22 protein-coding genes and 1 pseudogene are annotated in these 21,567 nt (G+C 70.4%); 12 read left to right on the top strand and 11 right to left on the bottom strand.

Annotated features, from left to right (window positions below):
- Positions 1-16 precede the first annotated feature (16 nt).
- Genes P6281_RS23455 through P6281_RS23465 form a run of 3 tightly spaced genes read left to right on the top strand, consistent with a single transcriptional unit; the run spans position 17 to position 3,824 of the window.
- Positions 17-739, top strand: a complete 723-nt coding sequence (locus tag P6281_RS23455; RefSeq protein ID WP_008261336.1) for a phosphatidylserine decarboxylase — start codon at positions 17-19, stop codon at positions 737-739.
- Entirely contained in the window at positions 736-1,596 is an 861-nt protein-coding gene (pssA, locus tag P6281_RS23460) for a CDP-diacylglycerol--serine O-phosphatidyltransferase (RefSeq protein WP_008261338.1), read from the top strand. Before P6281_RS23455 ends, pssA begins: the two co-directional genes overlap by 4 nt.
- A 56-nt stretch (positions 1,597-1,652) precedes the next feature.
- A complete protein-coding gene (locus tag P6281_RS23465) occupies positions 1,653-3,824 on the top strand; it encodes an AAA family ATPase (protein ID WP_036429626.1) in 2,172 nt (723 codons plus the stop codon).
- Here the strand turns inward: P6281_RS23465 and P6281_RS23470 are convergent.
- Complete coding sequence (locus P6281_RS23470; RefSeq protein ID WP_008261342.1) at positions 3,798-4,394, bottom strand: TetR/AcrR family transcriptional regulator; 597 nt, start codon at positions 4,392-4,394, stop codon at positions 3,798-3,800. The two genes, P6281_RS23465 and P6281_RS23470, sit on opposite strands and share 27 nt — an antisense overlap.
- Before the next feature lie 21 nt (positions 4,395-4,415).
- Between P6281_RS23470 and P6281_RS23475 the strand changes: the two genes are divergently transcribed.
- Positions 4,416-4,811 carry a hypothetical protein gene (locus P6281_RS23475; RefSeq protein ID WP_008261344.1) on the top strand — a complete coding sequence of 132 codons (396 nt, stop codon included), beginning with the start codon at positions 4,416-4,418 and terminating at the stop codon, positions 4,809-4,811.
- Entirely contained in the window at positions 4,808-5,371 is a 564-nt protein-coding gene (locus P6281_RS23480) for a hypothetical protein (protein WP_008261346.1), read from the top strand. The genes P6281_RS23475 and P6281_RS23480 overlap by 4 nt, the downstream gene beginning before the upstream one ends.
- Here the strand turns inward: P6281_RS23480 and P6281_RS23485 are convergent.
- Positions 5,313-6,527 (bottom strand): hypothetical protein, encoded by a 1,215-nt coding sequence (locus tag P6281_RS23485; RefSeq protein ID WP_020823657.1) that lies wholly within the window; start codon positions 6,525-6,527, stop codon positions 5,313-5,315. The two genes, P6281_RS23480 and P6281_RS23485, sit on opposite strands and share 59 nt — an antisense overlap.
- 272 nt (positions 6,528-6,799) lie before the next feature.
- Here P6281_RS23485 and P6281_RS23490 point away from each other — a divergent pair, with 272 nt between their 5' ends.
- Positions 6,800-7,720: an SDR family NAD(P)-dependent oxidoreductase gene (locus tag P6281_RS23490; protein WP_008261350.1), complete on the top strand. Its 921-nt coding sequence runs from the start codon at positions 6,800-6,802 to the stop codon at positions 7,718-7,720.
- A gap of 5 nt (positions 7,721-7,725) precedes the next feature.
- Here the strand turns inward: P6281_RS23490 and P6281_RS23495 are convergent, their stop codons facing one another.
- Genes P6281_RS23495 through P6281_RS23525 form a run of 7 tightly spaced genes read right to left on the bottom strand, consistent with a single transcriptional unit; the run spans position 7,726 to position 12,850 of the window.
- Positions 7,726-8,544, bottom strand: coding sequence for an enoyl-CoA hydratase-related protein (locus tag P6281_RS23495; RefSeq protein WP_008261356.1), 819 nt, complete (start codon positions 8,542-8,544; stop codon positions 7,726-7,728).
- Complete coding sequence (locus tag P6281_RS23500) at positions 8,541-9,563, bottom strand: TIGR03617 family F420-dependent LLM class oxidoreductase (protein WP_008261357.1); 1,023 nt, start codon at positions 9,561-9,563, stop codon at positions 8,541-8,543. Before P6281_RS23500 ends, P6281_RS23495 begins: the two co-directional genes overlap by 4 nt.
- 22 nt (positions 9,564-9,585) lie before the next feature.
- Complete coding sequence (locus P6281_RS23505; RefSeq protein ID WP_008261358.1) at positions 9,586-10,224, bottom strand: LON peptidase substrate-binding domain-containing protein; 639 nt, start codon at positions 10,222-10,224, stop codon at positions 9,586-9,588.
- Positions 10,224-11,354, bottom strand: a complete 1,131-nt coding sequence (locus P6281_RS23510; protein WP_008261359.1) for a glutamate--cysteine ligase — start codon at positions 11,352-11,354, stop codon at positions 10,224-10,226. The genes P6281_RS23505 and P6281_RS23510 overlap by 1 nt, the downstream gene beginning before the upstream one ends.
- Complete coding sequence (gene sodC, locus P6281_RS23515; RefSeq protein ID WP_008261360.1) at positions 11,344-12,027, bottom strand: superoxide dismutase[Cu-Zn]; 684 nt, start codon at positions 12,025-12,027, stop codon at positions 11,344-11,346. Before sodC ends, P6281_RS23510 begins: the two co-directional genes overlap by 11 nt.
- Positions 12,028-12,048: 21 nt before the next feature.
- Positions 12,049-12,522: a LytR C-terminal domain-containing protein gene (locus tag P6281_RS23520; RefSeq protein ID WP_050989397.1), complete on the bottom strand. Its 474-nt coding sequence runs from the start codon at positions 12,520-12,522 to the stop codon at positions 12,049-12,051.
- A 19-nt stretch (positions 12,523-12,541) separates the two neighbouring features.
- A complete protein-coding gene (locus P6281_RS23525; RefSeq protein ID WP_008261362.1) occupies positions 12,542-12,850 on the bottom strand; it encodes a DUF3263 domain-containing protein in 309 nt (102 codons plus the stop codon).
- A gap of 202 nt (positions 12,851-13,052) precedes the next feature.
- On the opposite strand from P6281_RS23525, the gene P6281_RS23530 reads away from it, so the two are divergent.
- The 5 genes from P6281_RS23530 (at position 13,053) to P6281_RS23550 (ending at position 20,406) form a co-directional block, all read left to right on the top strand.
- Entirely contained in the window at positions 13,053-13,646 is a 594-nt protein-coding gene (locus P6281_RS23530; RefSeq protein WP_008261364.1) for a peptide deformylase, read from the top strand.
- Positions 13,646-14,539: an N-acetylglutamate synthase, CG3035 family gene (locus P6281_RS23535; protein ID WP_008261366.1), complete on the top strand. Its 894-nt coding sequence runs from the start codon at positions 13,646-13,648 to the stop codon at positions 14,537-14,539. Before P6281_RS23530 ends, P6281_RS23535 begins: the two co-directional genes overlap by 1 nt.
- A gap of 1 nt (position 14,540) precedes the next feature.
- Complete coding sequence (locus P6281_RS23540) at positions 14,541-15,347, top strand: exodeoxyribonuclease III (RefSeq protein WP_008261368.1); 807 nt, start codon at positions 14,541-14,543, stop codon at positions 15,345-15,347.
- A gap of 127 nt (positions 15,348-15,474) precedes the next feature.
- A complete protein-coding gene (locus P6281_RS23545) occupies positions 15,475-15,948 on the top strand; it encodes a hypothetical protein (protein WP_008261371.1) in 474 nt (157 codons plus the stop codon).
- 21 nt (positions 15,949-15,969) lie between these two features.
- Positions 15,970-20,406: a cation-translocating P-type ATPase gene (locus P6281_RS23550; RefSeq protein ID WP_008261375.1), complete on the top strand. Its 4,437-nt coding sequence runs from the start codon at positions 15,970-15,972 to the stop codon at positions 20,404-20,406.
- On the opposite strand, the pseudogene P6281_RS26200 reads toward P6281_RS23550, so the two are convergent.
- Positions 20,387-20,464 (bottom strand): annotated as a pseudogene (locus tag P6281_RS26200) (hypothetical protein); the annotation flags it as partial. The gene P6281_RS23550 and the pseudogene P6281_RS26200 overlap by 20 nt on opposite strands.
- A gap of 63 nt (positions 20,465-20,527) precedes the next feature.
- Between P6281_RS26200 and P6281_RS23555 the strand changes: the two are divergent.
- Positions 20,528-20,803: a hypothetical protein gene (locus P6281_RS23555; RefSeq protein WP_008261377.1), complete on the top strand. Its 276-nt coding sequence runs from the start codon at positions 20,528-20,530 to the stop codon at positions 20,801-20,803.
- 53 nt (positions 20,804-20,856) lie between these two features.
- Here the strand turns inward: P6281_RS23555 and P6281_RS23560 are convergent, their stop codons facing one another.
- Positions 20,857-21,540, bottom strand: a complete 684-nt coding sequence (locus tag P6281_RS23560) for a PAS and ANTAR domain-containing protein (protein ID WP_008261379.1) — start codon at positions 21,538-21,540, stop codon at positions 20,857-20,859.
- Positions 21,541-21,567 lie beyond the last annotated feature (27 nt).

Genomic DNA, 21,567 nt, shown 5'->3' on the forward strand with positions numbered 1-21,567 from the left:
TCCGTAAGATGGCCGCGTGGCACGACGCCCCCGCACTATCGGCCCCACGGCTTCGGACCCGGGCTTCAGCCCCCAACACGCGCTGGAGCTGGTGCGCTCCGCCGTCCCGCCGGTGCACCCGGCCGGGCGCCCGTTCATCGGCGCCGGGCTGGTGCTGGCCCTGGCCGGCCGCCGTCACCGCTGGGTGCGACGGGCGGGCCTGCTGGCCGCGGGGGCCTGCGCGGGGTTCTTCCGGCATCCCCCACGGGTGCCGCCCACCCGACCCGGGGCCGTCGTCGCCCCCGCCGACGGCGAGATCTGCGTGATCGACTTCGCCACCCCGCCCGCCGAATTGAGCATGGGCGACGCGGCGCTGCCGCGGGTCAGCATCTTCCTGTCACTGCTGGACGCCCATGTGCAGCGCGCACCGGTCAGCGGCGAGGTGATCGCCGTGCAGCACCGGCCGGGCCGCTTCGGGTCGGCCGACCTGGCCGCCGCCAGCACCGAGAACGAGCGGACCAGCCTGGTCATCCGCACCCCGGGCGGTGCCGACGTGGTCGCGGTTCAGGTCGCGGGGCTGCTGGCGCGGCGGATCATCTGCGACGCGCACGTCGGGGACAAGCTGTCGATCGGCGACACCTACGGGCTGATCCGGTTCGGCTCCCGGCTCGATACCTACCTGCCGGCCGGCTGCGAACCGCTGGTGAAAGTCGGCCAGCGCGCGATCGCCGGCGAGACCGTGCTGGCCGAGCTGCCATGATCAGCAAGCCGCGCGGCCGGGCGGTCAACCTGCAGATCCTGCCCAGCGCGATGACGGTGCTCTCGGTGTGCGCGGGATTGACCTCGATCCGGTTCGCCCTCGAACACCAGCCCAAGGCCGCGATGGCGTTGATCGCGGCGGCGGCCATCCTCGACGGTCTGGACGGGCGGGTGGCGCGCATCCTGGACGCCCAGTCGCGGATGGGCGAGGAGATCGACTCACTGGCCGACGCGGTGAACTTCGGCGTGACCCCGGCGATCGTGCTCTATGTGACGCTGCTGACCAACTCTCCGGCGGGCTGGGTCGTGATCCTGCTCTACGCCGTCTGCGTCGTGTTGCGGCTGGCGCGGTTCAACGCGTTGCAGGACGACGGCAGCCAACCCGCCTACACGCACGAATTCTTCGTCGGCATGCCCGCGCCGGCAGGGGCGATCTCGATGATCGGCCTGATCGGGCTCAAGCTGCAGTTCGGTGACGGCTGGTGGACCTCGCCGCTGTTCCTGTGCATCTGGATCACGGGGACCTCGATCCTGATGGTCAGCAAGATCCCGATGCGCAAGATGCACGCGGTCGCGGTGCCGCCGAGTTGGGCCGCCCCGCTGCTGGCGATCCTGGCGATCTGCGCGGCCGCGGCGGTGCTGGCGCCCTACGTTTTGATCTGGGTGATCATCATCGCCTACCTGTGCCACGTGCCGTTCGCCATCCGCAACCAGCGCTGGCTGGCCGCCCACCCCGAGGCGTGGGACGACGAACCCAAGCAGCGTCGCGCCACCCGCCGCGCGATCCGCCGGGCGCAGCCCAACCGTCGATCGGTCGCGCGGCTGGGCCTGCGAAAGCCGGGCAGGCGGGTGCCGTGACGGCCGGCGGCTCCGGCGACGATGCGGGCCGCTCCGGGCCGCTGAGGAGCGGAGCCATCAATCCCGCGTCCCGTCAGCTCACTTTGACGGCTCGGCTGAACACCTCGGCCGTCGACTCCCGCCGCGGCGTCGTCCGGTTGCATCCGAGCGCGGTTGCCGCACTGGGGATTCGTGAGTGGGACGCGGTGTCGCTGATCGGGTCGCGGACCACGGCGGCGGTCGCGGGCCTGGCCGGCCCGGGCACGCCGGTCGGCACCGTGTTGCTCGACGACGTGACGCTGTCCAACGCGGGACTGCGGGAGGGGTCCGCGGTGGTCGTCGGCGCGGTCACGGTCTACGGCGCGCGGTCGGTGACGTTGTCCGGCTCGACGCTGGCCAGCCAGTCGATCACGCCGGACACGCTGCGCCAGGCCCTGCTCGGCAAGGTGGTCATGGTGGGCGACGCCGTGTCGCTGCTGCCCCGCGACCTGGGACCCGGCACGTCCACCTCGGCCGCCACCCGGGCGCTGGCCACGGCCGTGGGCATCAGCTGGACCTCGGAGCTGTTGACCGTCACGGGTGTCGACCCCGTGGGGCCGGTCAGCGTGCAGCCCAACTCGCTCGTCACCTGGGGCACCGGCGATGTCGCGTCCGGCGCGATGACGTCGTCGCGGGTATCGGTCGAAGTCGCCCGGCCGGAGATGGTCGTCGAGGAGCTCAAGGGCACCCAGCCGCAGGCCGCCAAGCTCGTCGAATGGCTCAAGCTTGCGCTCGACGAACCGCACCTGCTCAAGACCCTGGGCGCCGGCACCAACCTCGGGGTGCTGGTGTCCGGCCCGGCCGGGGTGGGCAAGGTGACGCTGGTCCGCGCGGTCTGCGGCGATCGCCGGCTGGTCACGCTGGACGGCCCGGAGGTCGGCGCGCTGGCCGCCGAAGACCGGCTCAAGGCGGTGGCCTCGGCGGTGCAGACGGTGCGCGACGGCGGTGGCGTGCTGCTGATCACTGACGTCGACGCCCTGCTGCCGGCCGCCGCCGACCCGGTGGCCTCGCTGATCCTGGGCGAGCTGCGCACCGCGGTGGCCAGCGACGGCGTCGCCCTGATCGCCACCTCCGCGCGACCCGACCAACTCGACGCCCGCCTGCGGGCCCCCGACCTGTGTGACCGCGAGCTGGGCCTGCCGCTGCCCGACGCCGCCACCCGCAAAGCGCTGCTGGAATCGCTGCTCAAAAACGTCCCCGCCGGCGGCCTGGATCTCGACGAGATCGCCTCACGCACACCGGGTTTCGTCGTCGCCGACCTGGCCGCGCTGGTGCGCGAGGCGGCGCTGCGCGCGGCGTCGCGGGCCAGTGCCGACGGCCGGCCCCCCGAGCTCAGCCAGGAGGACCTGATCGGCGCGCTGAGCGTCATCAGGCCGCTGTCCCGCTCGGCCAGTGAAGAAGTCAGCGTCGGCGACATCACCCTCGACGACGTCGGCGACATGGCCGAGGCCCGCCAAGCGCTGACCGAGGCCGTGTTGTGGCCGCTGCAGCATCCCGACACCTTCGCCCGGCTCGGCGTCGACCCGCCGCGCGGCGTGCTGCTGTACGGCCCGCCCGGCTGCGGCAAGACCTTCGTCGTGCGCGCGCTGGCCAGCACCGGGCAGCTGTCCGTGCACGCGGTCAAGGGCTCCGAGCTGATGGACAAGTGGGTGGGCAGTTCGGAAAAGGCTGTGCGCGAACTGTTTCGGCGCGCCCGGGACTCGGCGCCCTCGCTGGTCTTCCTCGACGAGGTCGACGCGCTGGCGCCGCGGCGCGGGCAGAGCTTCGACTCGGGCGTCACCGACCGGGTGGTGGCCGCGCTGCTGACCGAGCTCGACGGCGTCGATCCGCTGCGCGACGTCGTCGTCCTGGGCGCCACCAACCGCCCGGATCTCATCGACCCCGCGCTGCTGCGTCCCGGCCGGCTGGAGCGGCTGGTCTTCGTCGAACCCCCCGATGCCGCCGCCCGCCGCGACATCCTGCGCACCGCGGGCAAATCGGTTCCGCTGAGCGCCGATGTCGACCTCGACGAGGTGGCCGCCGGGCTCGACGGCTACAGCGCCGCCGACTGCGTGGCGCTGCTGCGGGAGGCCGCCCTCACGGCCATGCGCCGATCCCTCGATGCCACCGACGTGACGGCCGCCGATCTCGCGGCGGCGCGCGAAACCGTCCGCCCCTCACTGGATCCCGCGCAGGTCGAGTCCCTACGGGCGTTCGCCAAAGCTGTTTAGCACGGCCAACGCCGAGGCGGCGACGTCCTTTTCGAGCCAGGACGGCATCGGATCGTCGTGGGCGTGGCGGCGCACCACCGCGTAGGGCAGGTCGGCGACCGCCCGCGCGACGGCGTCGACGGAGCGCGGCCTGGCGTTCCCGTACAGCTGCCGCGCCAACACCGCGATCCGCTCGGTCAGCGGGGCGTTCATCGCGGTGAGCGTCTGCCGGAATGCCGCGTCGGGCTCCTCGTCGAGCAGGTCGCCCGGGCGGATCGTCAACAACAGCCGGGCGTCCTCGGGCAGGGCGCGCGCGAAGCCGACGGCCGCCACCGCCATCGCCACGGCCGTGTCCGCCGGCGTGTCCCCCTCGGCGGCCAGCGCCCGCGCCTGAAAGCGTTCCAGCGCCCGCAGCCACGCCGCCGTCAGGACGCCGTCGCGGTTGCCGAACCGGTGATACAGCGTGCCCGCCGGCGCTCCACTGGTTTTCGCGATGGCGGCGACGCTGGCCGCGCGCGGTCCGCCGTCGAGCACCAGCGCCCGGGCGGCGTCGAGGATCACATCGGTTTCATGCTTCCGCGGAGGCGCCATGATCTAGTACAGTCCTTCTATATGGAACGATTACCCTATATCGACGAGCATGCCATAACCCTCGACGCGAACCGCGCAGACACGTGGTCGGCGCTGCTGCGGGTGATGTGCCGCGACCCGCATGACGCGACGACCGTGCCGGTCGGCTTCGTCCTGGACGAAGCGCGCGCGCCGGCGCGGTTCGCGCTGAAGGGCCGCCATTGGTTCGCGGTCTACCGGTGGGTCTTCGAGCTCGACGAACTCGACGGCGCCGCCCGCACCCGGCTGCGCGCGGCGACCTGGGCCGCGTTCCCGGGCATCCACGGGAAGGCGTATCGGGCGCTCGTCATCGGCACCGGCGCGCACCGCGTCGCCGTAAGGTGGACGCTGAAACGCGTTGCGGCAAGGGTTCATTCACGCAGGACTCCGGTCCCGTGACGCCGGGCCTGACGTGGGGGGTCAGGCCCTGGGAGCGAACGACACCGCTGCCCGGCGACGGCGTCCTGCCCTCGGCCGGCGTCCGGGCCGACCGCGCGATCAGCGTCGCCGCGCCCCCCTCGATCGTGTTCGGTTGGCTGTGCCAGTTGCGCGTGGCGCCTTACAGCTACGACAGCCTCGATAACCTCGGGCGCCGCAGCCCCCGCCGGCGCGACCCCGAGCTGACGCGCCTTGCGGTCGGGCAGCGATTCATGACCATCTTCGTCTTGCGGTCGTTTCTCGACGGTCGGCAGATCACGTTGCAATCCAAGGGTGTGGCCGTCACGTATGCGATCCGCCCCGAAGGGGAGGGCTCGCGGCTGCATGCGCGCGTGTTGTTCGCCGGGCCTCGGCTCCTCGCTCAGGCCCTGGCGCTGGGTGACCTGCTGATGATGCGCAAGCAGTTGCTCACGCTGAAGTCATTGGCCGAGACCGAAGCCGACCACCGTCGGATTCCAGCTCTCACACCAGCGCGCTCCCATCCCAGAACGGGCTCAACCCACCCCAGACGCGGTTGGTGATGTGGTGGTCGAGGGTCCGCGTCGCATCGATGAGTGGGTGATCTTCACCGAGCACACGTCCACCGTCATCGATGAGCTTTCGGGTGCGCGCCGCGGCCGGGTCGAATTCGTGGCCGTTCCATAGCCACCAGGCGAGGTAGTACCTCCATTGCAACGTTTCGATGTGATCGTTGCCCAGCCTGCGGGCGCTGCGGGCGAGCGCCCTTTTCACCTCCACCGCGTGTTCCATGAGATCCACGCGATCGGAGCGTTGTTCGTCGGCGTCTTCGGCGACTTTGGCCACGGCGTCGTCGTCGAGATTGCCCGGGGCCATCCAATCCCGCCCGGGCATGACATCGATTTCGCGGTCTTCGGATTCGGCGTCGACGAAGAGATCGAAAGCAATGTTGCGGGTCTCGTTGACGCTGTCCTCCCATTCGGCGCGGGCGGCGCCGAGTCTCTGGGCAGCCTCGACCGTCACGGAATGCTGCTCGCCGAGAACGCGCGCGAGATCCTCGGCCAGGACCTCCCATTCGGAAACTCGCTCGACCTCGTCGGCAGTCTCCGGTGTCCAGACAGCGCGGTTGTAGCGCGCGATCAGCGTGTGCTCGTGGTCGTGGCCGAGCGTGTTCTGCAGGGCCACGATCAGCTCGTCGAACTCGTTGAGGGTGTGATCGTTGATACCCTCGGCCTCCCCCAGCCACGTCAGCCGCGACAGTTGCGCGGCCAGCGTGTGGGGATGATGTTCGCCAAGCAGACGCCGGCGGTAGCCGACGACGATCAACGCGTCGGTGCTGGCGCCGAAGGGGTCCCCGAGGTCGTGGCGCGCTTGGGCCACCCCGAAGGCGGCCGCCAAGGTCAATTCGTTACGGGGGCCGAATACCCGAGTCTCGGCGCCGCACAACTGCACCCAGCGCAGCAGCCGGGCGGCGGGATCAGCGCCGACATCCTCGGCGGTCGCCAAAGCGTGGGTAACCCACAACGTGTCCGCTTGCTCGGCGCCGAGTACCCGGGTCATCACCGGGACGAGCTCGCGCAGCTCATCGACGCTGCCCTCTTCGCCGCGGTGGTAGCGCCAAATCGCGACCAGCCCCGCCACGCCAAGGGTGGAGGGATGTTCGTCTCCGAGTGTTTCGCGCCTGACGGCCAGCACCTGGCCCGGCATCGTGGACGGCACCGAGGCTGTCCCCGGCGGTCCAGCGCGCGGACGCCAGCGCGAGCAGCGCGGTCAAGGTTGACTCGTGATGGGGCCCGAATGTGGCAAGCGCCGAGCGCCATTCCGTGTCGGCGCCCGCAACCGGATCGGCCGCGTCGGCGGGTTGATCTGGGCCGTCAGACATGTGCACTCCTTTTCGTCATGCCAGTCTCCGGCTCCCGTGCCCGCGCCGCCAGTCACCGGCGGTAAGGACTTTGCAGCCGCGAACCGGCCGCGGCGATAGGTTGGTCCGCATGACCGAGCATCCAACGGCCCTGCAGATCGTCGAGGGAATCGATTTGTCCGGCAAGACATGTGTGATCACCGGCGCGTCGTCGGGACTGGGCCGCGAGTCGGCCCGGGCGCTGGCCGCCGGGGGCGCGCACGTCATCCTGGCCGCCCGCAACCCCGATGCGCTGGCGGAGACGGCCCGGTGGATCGCGTCCGAGGTTCCGGCTGCCCGGACGTCGACGGTATCGCTCGACCTCACCGACCTGTCCAGCGTGCGGGCGGCGGCGAGCGCGGTCGCCGGCATCACGCCGGTCGTCGACGTGTTGATGAACAACGCCGGCGTGATGTTCACACCCTTTGGCCGGACCCGGGACGGCTTCGAACTGCAAATCGGGACAAACCATTTCGGGCATTTCGAGCTCACCCGGCTGCTGATCCCCCAGCTCACCGCCGCCGGCGCCGCCCGGGTGGTGATCCTGTCGTCCGGTGGCCACGTGATGGGTGACGTCGACGTCGACGACCCCAACTGGGAGCGTCGCGAATACGACAAGTTCGCCGCCTACGGCGCCTCCAAGACGGCGAACGTCCTGCATGCGATCGAAGCCGACCGGCGCCTGCGCGACGCGGGAATCCGCGCCTACGCCGTGCATCCGGGCACCGTGGCGACCGCGCTCGCGCGGTACATGTCGCGCTCGGACTTCTCCGCGCTGCGCAGCCTCGTCGCCGAAAACAGCCGCGAGCCCTCCGACGGCTTCCTCGATTTCGTCATGCCCGAACACGGTGCGGCGACGCAGGTATGGGCCGCGGTAAGCCCCGACCTCGCCGGCCGCGGCGGGGACTACCTGGAGGACTGCGGGATCGGTGAGGCAGCGCCGCACGCTCGCGACGAGCGGCGCGCGGCGCAACTGTGGGAGCTCTCCGAAAGGCTTTGCACCGCACGATGACTCGGTCACGGTTCGGGAAGCGGTACCCAATCCCGGGAAACCCGGGCGGTGAAATTCGGTGCGCGGTGGTCCAGGAAGGCGGCGACGCCCTCAGCGGCGTCGGCGCCGCCCATCACCCGCTCGTGCAACCGGGTCTCCAGCGCGGCGACCTGCCGTGGCGTGTAGTGATGGATCGCGCTGTCCCACAGCAGGCGTTTACACAGCGCGGCCGACATCGGCGCCACGTTGAGCGCGATGTCGCGGGCCACCGTCAGCGCGTCGTCGAGGACCCGCTCGCCGGGCAGGGCCCGGTTGGCGATCCCGAGCGTCACGGCCTCGGCCCCGCCGAACGTCCGGCCGGTGAGCAGGATGTCGGCGGCCACCCCCAGGGTGGTCAACTGGGCCAGCGTCCAATGCGCCATGCAGTCGGGGATCACGCCCCGCCGTACCTGCACCACACCGTATTTGGCGTCCTCGGCCAGGATCCGGATGTCTGCCTGTAACGCGATCGTGAGGCCGATTCCGATGGCGTGGCCGTTGACCGCGGCAATCACCGGTTTGCGCAATTCGAAGGCCGCCGGGGTGATCGGCGACGCCGAGAACGTGCCGTCAGCGGCGGGCGCATCGAAAGGGCTTGCGTCACCGGAGAAGTCGGCGCCGGCGCAAAAGGCGCGCCCCGCCCCGGTCACCACGATGGCCCGCACGTCGTCGTCCTCGTCGCACTCCCGGTACGCGCGGCTCAGCAGGGCGCCCATCTCGGCGGTGTAGGCGTTGAGCTGTTCGGGGCGGTTGAGCGTGAGTACCGCGACGCCCGAGTCGATTTCGACCGTCAGGTCATCGCTCATGGCAGGGCCGGCGCCCGGTGCAGGGCCCCGATCAGGTCGGCGATGTCGGCGTCGCGCGGCGTGTAGCCGGGGAAGTAACAGCACACCTCCCCCGCGTGCTCGCCGAACCGGCCGGCGATCTGCCGCGCGCATTCCTCGGGCGTTCCGACGATCCCGATCCGGGCCACCATCTCGTCGCTGACCAGCCGGCGCATCTCGGCGAAGCGGCCCTGCTTGGACAGGGCGTTGAGCTCGGGCTGGACATCGTCCCAGCCCTCGACCTGCAGCACCGGCAGGTAGGCCGGCGTCGAGCCGTAAAACGCGATGAGGGACGCCACCCCGTTGACCGCGGCCGCCAGATCCGCCTCGTCGCGGCCGACGGCAACCATGGCCTGGGCGATGACGGTGAACTCACCGAACGCCCGGCCCGAACGGCGCAGCCCCTCGGCAATCGCGGGCACGGTGCGTTCGGCGAAATGGCGGGCGCTGTTGAACGGCATCACCAACAATCCGTCGGCGACCTCGGCGGCGGTGCGGGTCATCACCGGGCCCAGCGCGCCCAGCAGCACCGGCGGCGGGCCGAACGGGTTGGGCCCGGGGTTGAAGTTGGGCGCCATCACGGTGTGCGTGTAGAACTCGCCGCGAAAGTCCAAGCGGCCCTGGTTTTCCCACGCGGCGAAGATCGCCTTGATCGCGGCGATGGCCTCGGCCATACGGGCCGCGGGCTTGTCCCATTTACTGCCATAACGCTTTTCGATGTGCACCTTGATCTGGGAGCCGAGGCCGAGGCGGAACCGCCCGCCGCTATAGCACTGCAGGTCGTAGGCCGAGTGCGCCAGGTGCAACGGGCTGCGCGGCGGCGCGATCGCCACGTTGGTCATGAGGTCCAGGCCGGTCGTGCCGGCGGCGAGGAGCAGCGGGAAGAAGACGTCGTGCTGGCCTTCGAACGTGAACAGGCCATCCGCGCCCGTCGCGGCTATGTCGGCGGCGCTGGCCGCCGCACCCGCCGGTGAACCGTCCACCTGCAGGTGAACCTTCATCGTAAGCTCCTGTCGCGCAGTTCTATTCGGAGAGCTGAAACTCGACCACCTCGGCGACCGCGTCCACGGCTTCGCTCAGCGCGGCGAGGCGCTCGGCGGCCGTTGGGGCCGCCAGCACCGTGTAGCGGTCGGCCGTGCCGATCGGGATGCGCGAGGCCAACGCGAACAGGCGCTCCCCCGCCGGGGCCTGGGGGTCGTGGCCCAACAGCACCTCGCGGCCGGGCAGGGTGATCCCGCGCGCCTGCGCGATCCGCTCGAACAGGGCCACCGCGCGGTCTTCGACGTCGAGCAACTGGGCCGGCGAGACCTCGGGTCCCGGCTCGTCGGGCCATAGCGTGATCCGCGCCCGCGGATAGGGATCGTCGGGCAGCCATTCGCGCACCCGGATCCGTTCGCCGGTCCGGCAGCGCAGCGCGTACAGGCCGGCGCCCTGGTCGACGCATTCGGTGATCCGCGACAGCACGCCGACGTCGCAACGCTCATCACCGCCGCCCACCTCGCGCCCCCGCGCGATCAGCACCACCCCGAACGGGTCGCCCGCGTCCACGCAATGCCGCACCAGCGCCCCGTAACGGGGCTCGAAGATCCGCAGCGGCAGGTCCTGGTCGGGCAGCAGCGCCGACTCGAGCGGAAACATCGCCAGCTCAAGGGATTCCATCATCAGATTTCCAGCTCGGACACCAGGGCGTCGACGACCGCGCGCAGGTCGCCGTCATGTTCCTCGGCCACCCGGCGCTGGCGCTGGTAGGAGGCGCCCTGCCGGGGTATCTCGGCCACCGCGGCGAGCTCGTCGACGCAGTTCAACTTCTTCGCGACCGGCTCCAGCCGGTTCAGCACGTCGTCGAGATCCTCGGTGACCAATCGCTCGTTGCTGTCGGCGTCCAGGATGATCACCGCGTCCAGGCCGTAGCGCGCCGCGCGCCATTTGTTCTCCTGGTTGTGCCACGGCGGCATGCTGGGCAACGACTCGTCGGCTTCGAGCCTGCGGTCCAAATCGACCACCAGGCAATGCGTGAGAGCGACCAGCGCGCCCAGCTCCCGCAGGTTGGACACGCCGTCGCAGATCCGCATCTCGAGCGTGCCCAGGTGCGGGGAAGGCCTGATGTCCCAACGGACTTCGTCGACGTGGTCGATGATGCCGGTCTTCTTCTGGTCGTAGACGAATCCCTCGAACTCCGACCAGGTCTGGAACTGAAACGGCAGCCCGGCGGTGGGCAGCTGCTGAAACATCATCGCCCGGTTGCTGGCGTACCCGGTGTCCACGCCGGTCCACCACGGTGAGGACGCCGACAGCGCCAACAGGTGCGGGTAGTAGTTCAGCAGCGACGTCATGATCGGCATCACCTTGTTCGGCGAGGAGATCCCGACGTGCACGTGCACACCCCAGATCAGCATCTGCCGTCCCCACCACTGGGTGCGCTTGATCAGCTCGGCGTAGCGCGCGCCGGCGGTGAGCTTCTGGGTGGTCCACTGCGCGAACGGATGTGCGCCGGCGCAGAAGAGCTCCATGCCCCGATCCCGCACGATGCGTCGCGCCGGGCCCAGGGTCTGCCGCAGGTCCTCCATCGCTTCGCCCGCGGTTTGGCAGATGCCGGTGACGACCTCGACGGTGTTGCGCAGCAATTCCTTGTGCACACGCGGGTTTTCGCCGATCTCGGCGATCACCGCGGTGGCTTCGTTGCTCAGGTCGCGGGTCTGCGCGTCGACGAGCGCGAACTCCCACTCCACCCCGATGGTCGGCCGTGACGAACGGGCGAAATCGATGCGCGCGTCACGCCTTTTAGCCGGCACCGATGACACCGCATGCCACCCGCTTGCCGGCGTCACCGGTGCTCTTCGTCGTCTCGTCGGGGCCCGGCGTGCCGTTGGTCTGGTTGTAGCGCTCGGCGGGGATGTTGGCGAAGTTGTCCGCGTCGGCGTGAATGATGATCGCGGTCTTCTGCCCGGTGAGCAGGTCCTCCATGGCGAAGGCATCGGTGGTGGTCACCAACGTCCCGGAACCGTCTTTGCGCACCTGCAGGGAGGTCAGGTCCCCGCTGGCGGGTTCGGTGGCGTGTCCGGGCACCTGGAAGTGCCCACCGGCGGACAGGAAGTCGCCGGGCGCACCGCCGTTCGGGGCGACCGAGTTGGGCTCGCACTTGCCCACCTTGTGGATGTGGACGCCGTGAAAGCCGGGCGCGAGTACGCCGTTGGCGGTCGTCTCGATGGTGACCGTCGCGTAGCCGTTGTTGAATTCGAACTTGGCGATCGCGACCTGGGTGCCGTCCGGTGCCTTCAGGTGCGTGGTGACGGTGGGCACCTCCGCCGGCCCCGCCTCTGCGGCCTTGGCGCCCGACGGCGACGGCGATCCCGTCCAGATCGCGGGCGTGGTGCCCGGGACGGACGACGCGTACTGCGGCGTCGAGCAGGCGCCCAGCAGCGCGGCGCAACCGGCCAGAACCAGGGAGGGGGGCAGCTTAGGCATAGCCAGCAGCCTATCGCTTATCTAGCCCGCGACGAGGACGATGACACCCGGCGGCTCCCCGCTCAGCGCGGGAATGCGCGGTTCGACGGGGGCGCCCAGCTTCTTGCCGATCGCGTCGGCGGTGGCGTGTTCGTCGTCGGCGTCGGTGTAGTAGACCGTGGTGGCCGAGACGTCGGGCACGGTCATGTTGTCGACCTTGGTGACCTTGAAGCCGGCGGACGTCAGCTGGTCTCCGGTGCGCGCGGCGACGCCCTCTTTGGTGGAGATGTTGTACACCTGCACCTCGGCCTGGGTGGCGGCCGGCTTGTTGCTCGTCGACGTGGCCGACGCGGTGGCGGTCGCGCTCGGTACCGGCGACGCCGAATCGTCGTCAGAGCTCCCGGAGGTGCCCAGCGCCTGCCAGCCGAGCAGCAGGAAGATGACGCCGAGGAACAACAGCACCATCACCATGGCCCGCAAGGGCAGCCCAGTGGAGTCGGGAACTCGTTCTTTCATCGAGCCCTACTGTAACGAGTCAGGTCACCTCGAAGCCGAGACGCCGCGCCGCCCGTGCCTTCTGCCTGCTGGCGCGCAGCCGGCGCAGCCGTTTCACCAGCATCGGATCGGCCGCCAGCGCCTCAGGCCGGTCAACGAGCGCGTTGAGCACCTGGTAGTACCGCGTCGCCGACATCGAGAACAACTCCTTGATGGCGTCTTCCTTCACACCGGCGAACTTCCACCACTGGCGTTCGAAGGCCAGGATGTCGTGTTCGCGGCGGGTAAGGCCATCGGCGACCTCAGAATCGTCCCCCGATCGATTTGCCCGCGCCATGGCGCTGTCCATATTGCTTCCCCTGGACCCTTTCGGCGAATTCCGAACTGCTCGAATGACTTGACTTAGCTAAGGGCGTGTTTCGGCGAATATTGAAACACGCCCCAAACCCTCAAGCCGTCATCCAGACCCGCGAGTCGGCCGATTGGCCTAATTGCCCACCCCGAAGATCGGCGGCTGAGCAGCCCACGGGCGTGCGGTAGCTTAGCCGACCATGGCAGTCGTTCCGATCCGCATTGTGGGAGATCCCGTCCTGCATACCCCGACGAAACCGGTGCCCGTCGCTGCCGACGGTTCGCTGCCCGCCGAGCTGCCGGCGTTGATCGCCGACCTGTACGACACCATGGACGCCGCGCACGGGGTCGGCCTGGCGGCCAACCAGATCGGGGTCGGCTTGCGGGTCTTCGTCTACGACTGCGCCGACGAACGCGGGCGCACCGAGCGCCGGCGCGGCGTCGTCGTCAATCCGGTCCTGGAAACCTCCGAGGTACCCGAGACCATGCCCGACCCGGACAACGACGACGAGGGCTGCCTGTCCGTCCCCGGCGAGTCGTTCCCCACCGGCCGGGCGAAGTGGGCGCGGGTCACCGGGCTGGACGCCGACGGCAACCCGGTCACCCTCGAGGGCAACGACCTGTTCGCCCGCATGCTGCAGCACGAGACCGGACACCTCGACGGCTTCCTGTATCTGGATCGCCTCGTCGGCCGGCATGCCCGCAGCGCGAAACGCGCCGTCAAATCCCACAACTGGGGCGTCCCCGGCCTCTCCTGGATGCCCGGCGAGGGACCGGACCCGTTCGGTCACTGATGATCTCGTGGCCGGCCCTGGGAACGCGGGTGATGGTTCGTTACCGGCTCGCCGAAGGATCGGTACCGCCGTTGACCGACGCGGTGGGACACCTGCTGGCGGTCGACCCGGTAGTGCGGCTGCAGACCAAAACGGGCGCGGTCGTCGAATGTTCGCCCGCCGATGTGGTGATGCTGCGGGTGCTGACCTTCGCCCCGGTGCGCACCTCCGACATCCGCGCGCTCGAGCACGCGGCGGCGATGGCCTGGCCCGGCGTCGAACACGCCTGGCTTGAGGGCTGGCTGCTGCGGGCCGGCTCCCCAACCGGCAAGGGCACCGAGCTGCCCGCGAATTCGGCGGTGCCGCTGGATCTTTCGGCTCGCCTGGGTACCGTACCGGCGATCGTGGACTGGTACGAGCGCCGCGGCCTGACACCGCGGCTGGCGATACCCGATCGGTTGTTGTCGGTGCCGACCGGTTCGACGGGCGAACAGCCCGAAAGCGTGCTGGTGCGCGACGTGTCGGAAACGGCCGCGCGCGAACCCGACCCGTCCGCCGGCCTCTCGGCGCGCCCCGACGATGCCTGGCTGTCGATTTTCGGGCCCGAGGTCGACGTCGACGTGCTCACCGCGGTGGGCAACGGCGAGCTCATGTTCGGGACACTGGGCGGCGCGGCGGTCGCGCGTGCCGCGGTGACCGACGCCCCCGACGGCGCGCGCTGGGTCGGGCTGTCGGCGATCCGCGGCGACGACCGGGCCGCGACGGCCTTGTGCGAAGCGTTGTTGGCGTGGGGCGCCGGTCGCGGCGCGGCGCGCGGCTACGTCGCCGTCCCCGACGCCGAGGCCGACACCGGGTGGCTGGGCTTCCGGCTGCACCACCACCGCCGCTACTTCCCGGTCCGGCAGGGCGCCTGAAATGCGGCTCGCCACCTGGAACGTCAATTCGATCCGCTCCCGGCTGCCGCGCGTCCTCGACTGGCTGGCCCGCACGGACGTCGACGTGCTGGCCATGCAGGAGACCAAGTGTTCCGACAGCCAGTTCCCGACCCTGCCGTTCTTCGAACTCGGCTACGAGGTCGCCCACGTCGGTTTCAACCAGTGGAACGGCGTGGCGATCGCGTCCCGCGTCGGCCTCGAGGACGTGCAGATCGGATTCGACGGCCAGCCGACCTGGAGCGGCAAGCCGGAGGTCGCCGCCGTCGCGGAGGCCCGCGCACTGGCCGCCACCTGCGGCGGCGTGCGGTTGTGGAGCCTCTACGTTCCCAACGGCCGCGCGCTGGGCGACCCGCACTACGCGTACAAGCTCGATTGGCTTGCCGCGCTGCGTGATTCGGCGGAAGGATGGTTGCGCGACGACCCCGGCGCCGCGATCGCGCTGGCCGGCGACTGGAATATCGCTCCGCAGGACGACGACGTGTGGAGCATGGAGTTCTATGCCGGCGCCACGCACGTCTCCGCACCGGAGCGCCGCGCGTTCAACGCGATCGTCGAGGCGCAATTCACCGACCTGGTACGGCCTTTCGCGCCGGGGCCCGGCGTCTACACGTACTGGGACTACACCCGGCTGCGGTTCCCGAAGCGGCAGGGCATGCGCATCGACTTCATCCTGGGCTCACCGGCATTGGCGAGTCGCGTGACCGACGCGCGGATCGACCGCGAGGAACGCAAAGGCAAGGCCGCCAGCGATCACGCGCCCGTGCTCGTCGATCTGCGCGTCGACTGACGCCGCGACCCGGCGTAGGCTAACTGGCAGCGCAATTCCGTAGATCCCCTCAACTGTGCGATCCACGGTATACATGAAAACAGCGAACGCGAATTGCATGAATACGAAATTGGGCCAGGGAGTCAACATGGGTGTCGTCGACGGAGCGGTTCGCAGCGTGGGGCGAACACTGAATCGTGCGGCATCGGTCACCACCTCCACTGCCGGCGCGGTCGGCGGAGCGGCGGTGAACGGTGTCGTCGGCGGCATCAAGGGCGCCGCGGACGGCATTCAGCAGGGCATCAGCAAGGGCAGCAAATCGACGACGGCCGCCGCGGTGGGCCTGGGAGCGCTCGGCGCCATCGGCCTGATCGAGTGGCCGGTGCTGCTCGCGGTCGGCGGCGGGGCGCTGGTGTTGCAGCGGATCGCCCGCCAGCAGAAGGAGTCGGCCCCGCCGTCCAGGGCAAAGCTGACGACGGTGCCGACCAAGCCCGAACCCGAGCCCCAGACGCGCAAATCGCCGCCGCAAAAGGCCCCCACCAAGCGGGCGGCCGCCAGTAAACCGGCCAAGAAGGCCACCGGCCGCCGCGCCGGCAGCGCCGCGCTGCGCAGCACCAACTGACACGGAATCCTTACTGAACCCTTGAGTATCACAACGTCTCTGCGACGGTCGCTGCCGTCGCGACTGATTTCTGCGGGCCTACAGGCGACAACCGAGCTGGCGCGAGCCGGGATCGAAACCGGTATCGACGTCGCGACGATCCCCCTGCGCGAGGGGGCCAAGGCGCTGTCCGGCGAACTCTCCCGCGCCACGTTGCGCCGGCATTGCTGGCGTGGCAACGGCCGCGCGTGGATCGAGGTACGCGGGCTGGCGGACGCGGCCGACGGCCCACTCGGTCCGACCGTGCTCGAGGCGATCCTGGCCCATCCCGGCGTGGCGTCAGCAAAGCTGAATCGTCCCCTGTCCCGGGTGGTCGTGGACCTCGACGACCCGGACACCTCGCTGAGCGACCTCTGCCGCGTCGTCGAGGAAGCCGAAAACCGTTGCCCGACAACGCAAGATGCCGGCCAGGCGTCGGCGAGCCTGCCGGGCGACGGCCTGGTGCTGGCGACCAGGGCGGTCACCGTGGCCGCCAATGCGGCCGGGCTGGGTGTCGCGCTCTTCGGCCGGGCCACGCGGCTACCCCGGCTGCCGGTCACCATCGCCGCGGGCATCACGTTCTTCGACTACCAGCCCTGGCTGCGCCGTCGGCTCGAAGACCGCATCGGCGGCCCCGCCACCGACACCGTGATGACGCTGGTGCAGGCGACCAGCCAGACGCTCTCCCAGTCGCCGACGTCGCTGTCGCTGGGGCTGACGATGCAGTCGCTGAAGGTCGCCGAGTGCCGCGCCGAGGCACGAGCCTGGGAACAGCATGAGCCCGAGCTGGCGCGCCACGCCGACCAACCGCTGTCCCCCCGCTCGCCGCGGCCGCAGCCGTCGAGGGGCATGGAGCGCGCGCCCGGTCGCTTCGCCCTCCTTCAGGCGCTCAGCGCCGGCGCGATCGGCGCCGGCACCCGCAACCTGAACATGGCCGCCACCGCGGTGCAGGTGACCACCCCCAAGGCCAACCGGACCACCCCCGAGGCGTTCGCCGCGACGCTGGGCCGCGGCCTGGCCGAGCGACATTCGGTGTTGCCGTTGCGGCCCGAAAGCCTGCGCCGGCTGAACAAGGTCGACACCATCGTCATCGACCCCCGCGTGTTGTGTACCGACACGTTGCGGGTGTCCCGCATCCGCGGCGCGGACGACAGCGAGCTACCCGCGGCCTGGAATCGCGCCCAGCTCATGCTGGAGAACAGCGGCCTGCGCGCCGGCTGGCGCAAGGTGCCCGGCATATCGAGCGGCCGGTCCGGTGCACAGGTCAAGGCGCTGTTCCTGCCGGCCCACGATCCGCTGGCCTCCGCCGTCGTCGGCGAGGCCAACCGCGCCGGGGCGCAACTGGTGACGGTCGACCACGAGTCGCTCGACGAGTTGCGGCCGGCGTTCGACGAGGTCCGGCCGCTGAAGAGCGGGACCGACAAGTCCATCGACGACGCGCTGGCCGCCGCGGTGGACGACCTGCAGGAGGCCGGCCGCACCGTGGCCGTGCTGTCGTCGACTGCCGCACAAGCCATTTCGTCGGCGCATCTGGCGCTCGGCGTGTTGCCGCAGGACGGCGTGGGTGCCCCGCTGTGGAACGCTGACCTGCTGTTGCCGGACCTTCAGGCCGCCTGGCGGGTGCTGCACGCGCTGCCCGCGGCCGCCGCGGCGACCCAGCGCGGCATCGGGATTTCGGCCGGTGCCACCGCGATGGGGTCGCTGTTCATGATCCCGGGCGTGCGGGGCAACCTCGGATCCGAAACGGTGAACGTCGGCGCGGCGGCCGGTCTGCTCTCGGGATACCTGCTCGCCCGCGGGGTCCTGGGCGCGGACACCCCACGCCCGGCGGCCACGCACGAATGGCACGCGATGTCGGTCGAGCAGGTCCGTAAGGCGTTGCCCGAGCAGGATTCCGCGGCGCCCGTCCCGACGGAGCGAGGCACCCCCGCGGCCCTGCGGCTGGCGGAGACGCCCGCGCAGGCGGTGTGGCAGCTCGCCAAGGCGGTGCGCGCCGAATTGTCCGACCCGCTGACCCCGGTGATGGCGCTCGGCTCGGCCGCCAGCGCCGTGCTCGGTTCGCCCGTCGACGCGATGTTGGTCGGCACCGTGCTCACCGGCAACTCGATCCTGGCCGCCGCGCAGCGGCTGCGCGCCGAGAAGCGGTTGAGTTATCTACTGGCCCAACAGACTCCGCCCGCCCGGAAGGTCATCGGCGGCCCGGACGGCGCGCGCACGTACACGCTCGTCGACGCCGCGCAACTGCGGCCGGGCGACGTCATCGAGGTGCGCACGCACGAGGTGGTGCCCGCCGACGCCCGCGTCATCGAAGAGGTCGACGTCGAGGTCGACGAATCGGCGCTCACGGGCGAATCGCTGTCGGTCGAGAAGCAGGTCGAGGCGACGCCCGGCGCGCCGCTCGCCGAGCGTCGCTGCATGGTGTTCGCCGGGACCACCGTGGTGGCCGGTACCGCCCTGGCCCTGGTGACCGCGGTCGGGCCCGACACCCAGCAGCGCCGCGCCGCCGACCTCATCTCCGGCGAGCTGTCCTCCGACATCGGTCTGCAGCACCAGCTCGGCCAGCTGACCACCAAGGCGCTTCCGGTGAGCATCACCGGCGGCGCGCTGGTCGGCGCGCTCGGGCTGTTGCGCCGCCTCCCCCTGCAGCACGCGGTCGGCAGCGCCATCGCCATCGCGGTCGCCGCCGTCCCCGAGGGAATGCCGCTGGTGGCCACGCTGGCCCAGGCGTCGTCGGCGCGACGGCTCACGAAGTTCGGTGCGCTGGTGCGGGTTCCGCGCTCGGTGGAGGCGCTCGGCCGCATCGAGGTGGTGTGCTTCGACAAGACCGGGACGCTCAGCGAAAACCGCCTGCGCGTCTCGCAGGTCCATCCCGCGCCCGGGTACTCGCGCGAGGAGGTGCTGCGCTGCGCCGTGCACGCCGCGCCGGTGACCAACGGCGGCACCCAGGTGCACGCCACCGATGTCGCCATCGTCGAGGCCGGTTCGGCCGTTGACGGCTCGGCGTCCGCACCGCCGACCGCGCACCTGCCGTTCCGCTCCGGCAGGTCCTTCTCCGCCTCGGTGACCGGCACCGAGCTGACCGTCAAGGGCGCGCCCGAAGTGGTCCTGGCCGCCAGCGGGGACACCGGCGCGATGGAAGGCACGGTCGCCGAACTCGCCGCCGGCGGCCTGCGCGTCATCGCGGTGGCGCGCCGCGAGCTGACCGCCCAACAGGCCCGGGCGATAGCGGAAAACCCCGATGACATCGCCGAGTACTGCACCAGCGGGTTGACGTTGACCGGCTTCCTCGGCCTGTCCGACACCCCGCGCGCCGAGGCCGCGAAATTGCTCGCCGACCTCGGCGGCCTCGGGGTGGGCGTGAAGCTGATCACCGGTGACCATCCGATCACCGCCAAGGCCATCGCCGCCGAGCTGGGGCTCAACGTGACCGCCGATCAGGTGATCAGCGGCGCCGAATGGGAGGCCTTGTCGCGCAAGGACCAGGAGCGCGTCGCGGCGGAGCGGGTGATCTTCGCCCGCATGACACCGGAGAACAAGGTCCAGGTTGTCCAGGCGCTGGAGAACGCGGACGTGCGGACGGCGATGGTGGGCGACGGCGCCAACGACGCCGCCGCCATCCGGTCCGCCACGGTCGGCATCGGCGTGGTCGCCCATGGCAGCGACCCGGCGCACCTGGTGGCCGACGTGGTGCTGGTCGACGGCAGGATCGACGCGCTCATGGAGGCCATCCGGGAAGGACACCAGCTGTGGCGGCGGGTGCAGTCGGCGGTGTCGGTGCTGCTCGGCGGCAACGCCGGCGAGGTGATCTTCGCGATCATCGGCAGCGCGATCACCGGCACGTCGCCCCTGAACACGCGCCAGCTGCTGCTGGTCAACACGATGACCGACGCCCTGCCGGCCGCCGCGCTCGCGGTCAGCAAGCCCAGCGGCCCGATCGACCCGCGGCTGCGCGGCGCGGATCAGGCCGCGCTGTGGCAGGCGGTCACCATCCGCGGCGTCACCACGGCGGCGGCGACGACGGCGGCGTGGGCGATGGCGGGCCTGTCCGGCCCGCTGAGTAGTCCGCAACGCGCCTCGACCGTCGCGCTGGTCGCGCTGGTGGGGACCGAACTGGGCCAGACGCTGGTGGAGTCTCAGGCCCCGCTGGTGGTGCTCACCGCGCTGGGTTCACTCGGCCTGGTGGGGGTCCTGATCAGCACGCCAGGCGTCAGCCAGCTGCTCGGCTGTACGCCACTCGGACCGTTCGGCTGGGCCCAGGGCCTGGGCGCCGCCGCGGCGGCGACGGTCGCGACCGGCGTGCTGTCACGTGCGCTGACGGGTCGGGACAAATCAAACCCGGAGCCGCCGCCGGATCCCGCCGAGCCTCCCGCTCCGAGTTCCGAATCTCGACCACCCCGGCGCGCCACAACAGCGCATAGAGTTCCAGTAACGGCACCCTGAGCACCGAAGCAATCGACGAAACTAGCGGATCGCCCCCGGTGCCTGTCATCGTCGACATAGGTCCGACGTTGTACGCGTGACCCAGCGAGGCGGGAAACCCTTCGTTACCGAAAGGCAAATGATGGCGGAAAAGAAGTCGCGGCGCCAGACGTCCCAGCGCGATGCGGTGGAGAAGATCCGCGAGGGCGAAACGTTTGTGGTGAACCTGCCGGCGATCGGCCAGGTGCAGATTCCCCGGCCCGAGCAGTTGGCCTACTTCGGGGGGTTGGCCGCCCTGGCGGCGTTCGAACTCATCGACTGGCCGGTGGCCGTCGTGATCGCCGCCGGACACCTGCTGGCGAGCAACCACCACAACAAGCTTCTCGAGGAACTCGGCGAGGCGATGGAGGAGGTCTGACCTCGTAACGCGCCGGCAGCGTCGGACCTGTCGCCACAGCCGACGTCGAGATCCTAGTCGGCGGGCCTGGGCGAAATCCGTTCGTGCACGGTCAGCAGCAAATGGTCGAACTGGCTTTGCACGGCGGTCGACGGCGCCGGCAGGCCGGCCATTTCGTCGAGCAGCTGCTTGGCCAGCGCACGCAGTTTCACGTTGGTCTCCTGCGAGCGCCACTGCAGCACGCGGAAGGCCTGTTGTGCGCTGACCCGGTAGACGGACATCAGCACGCCCTTGGCCTGTTCGATGGCCGCGCGGCTCTCGACGAGATCCGGCAGCGCCTCGTCGAGCACCTCCTGGCGGGTCTCGTCCAGGGTGTCGGTGAGGTCGATGTAATAGCCCTCGGTGCCCAGCACGGCGCCCGACTCGTCCAGCATGCGGTCAGCGACGACGATCGCGTCGTGCACCGTGCCCGCGGTGTCGAGGAATCGGTGCCGGCTCGAGAACGAGCCCTCCGACTGCAGCGCGTAGTCCAGCAACTCCTGGACGTGCGCGCGGTCGTCGGGATGCTTGTGCGACAACAGCAGTTGGGTCGTCGGCTCCACGTCGTTGGGTTCGTAGCCGTGCATCCTGGCGACCTCGTCGGACCATTCCCAGCGTTGTCCCCCGAACCAGAAGCGGAAGGTGCCGATGTTCAGGTATTCGGACGGCCCACGGGATCGCGCGTCATCGCCGTTCGTGGATGGGTCGCCAGCTTGCACGTTTGCATCTTTCCACTCGGGGGACGT

The organism is Mycobacterium sp. 5-140-3-2, assembly GCF_035666375.1.
In the GTDB taxonomy this organism is placed as follows: Bacteria; Actinomycetota; Actinomycetes; order Mycobacteriales; family Mycobacteriaceae; genus Mycobacterium; species Mycobacterium intracellulare.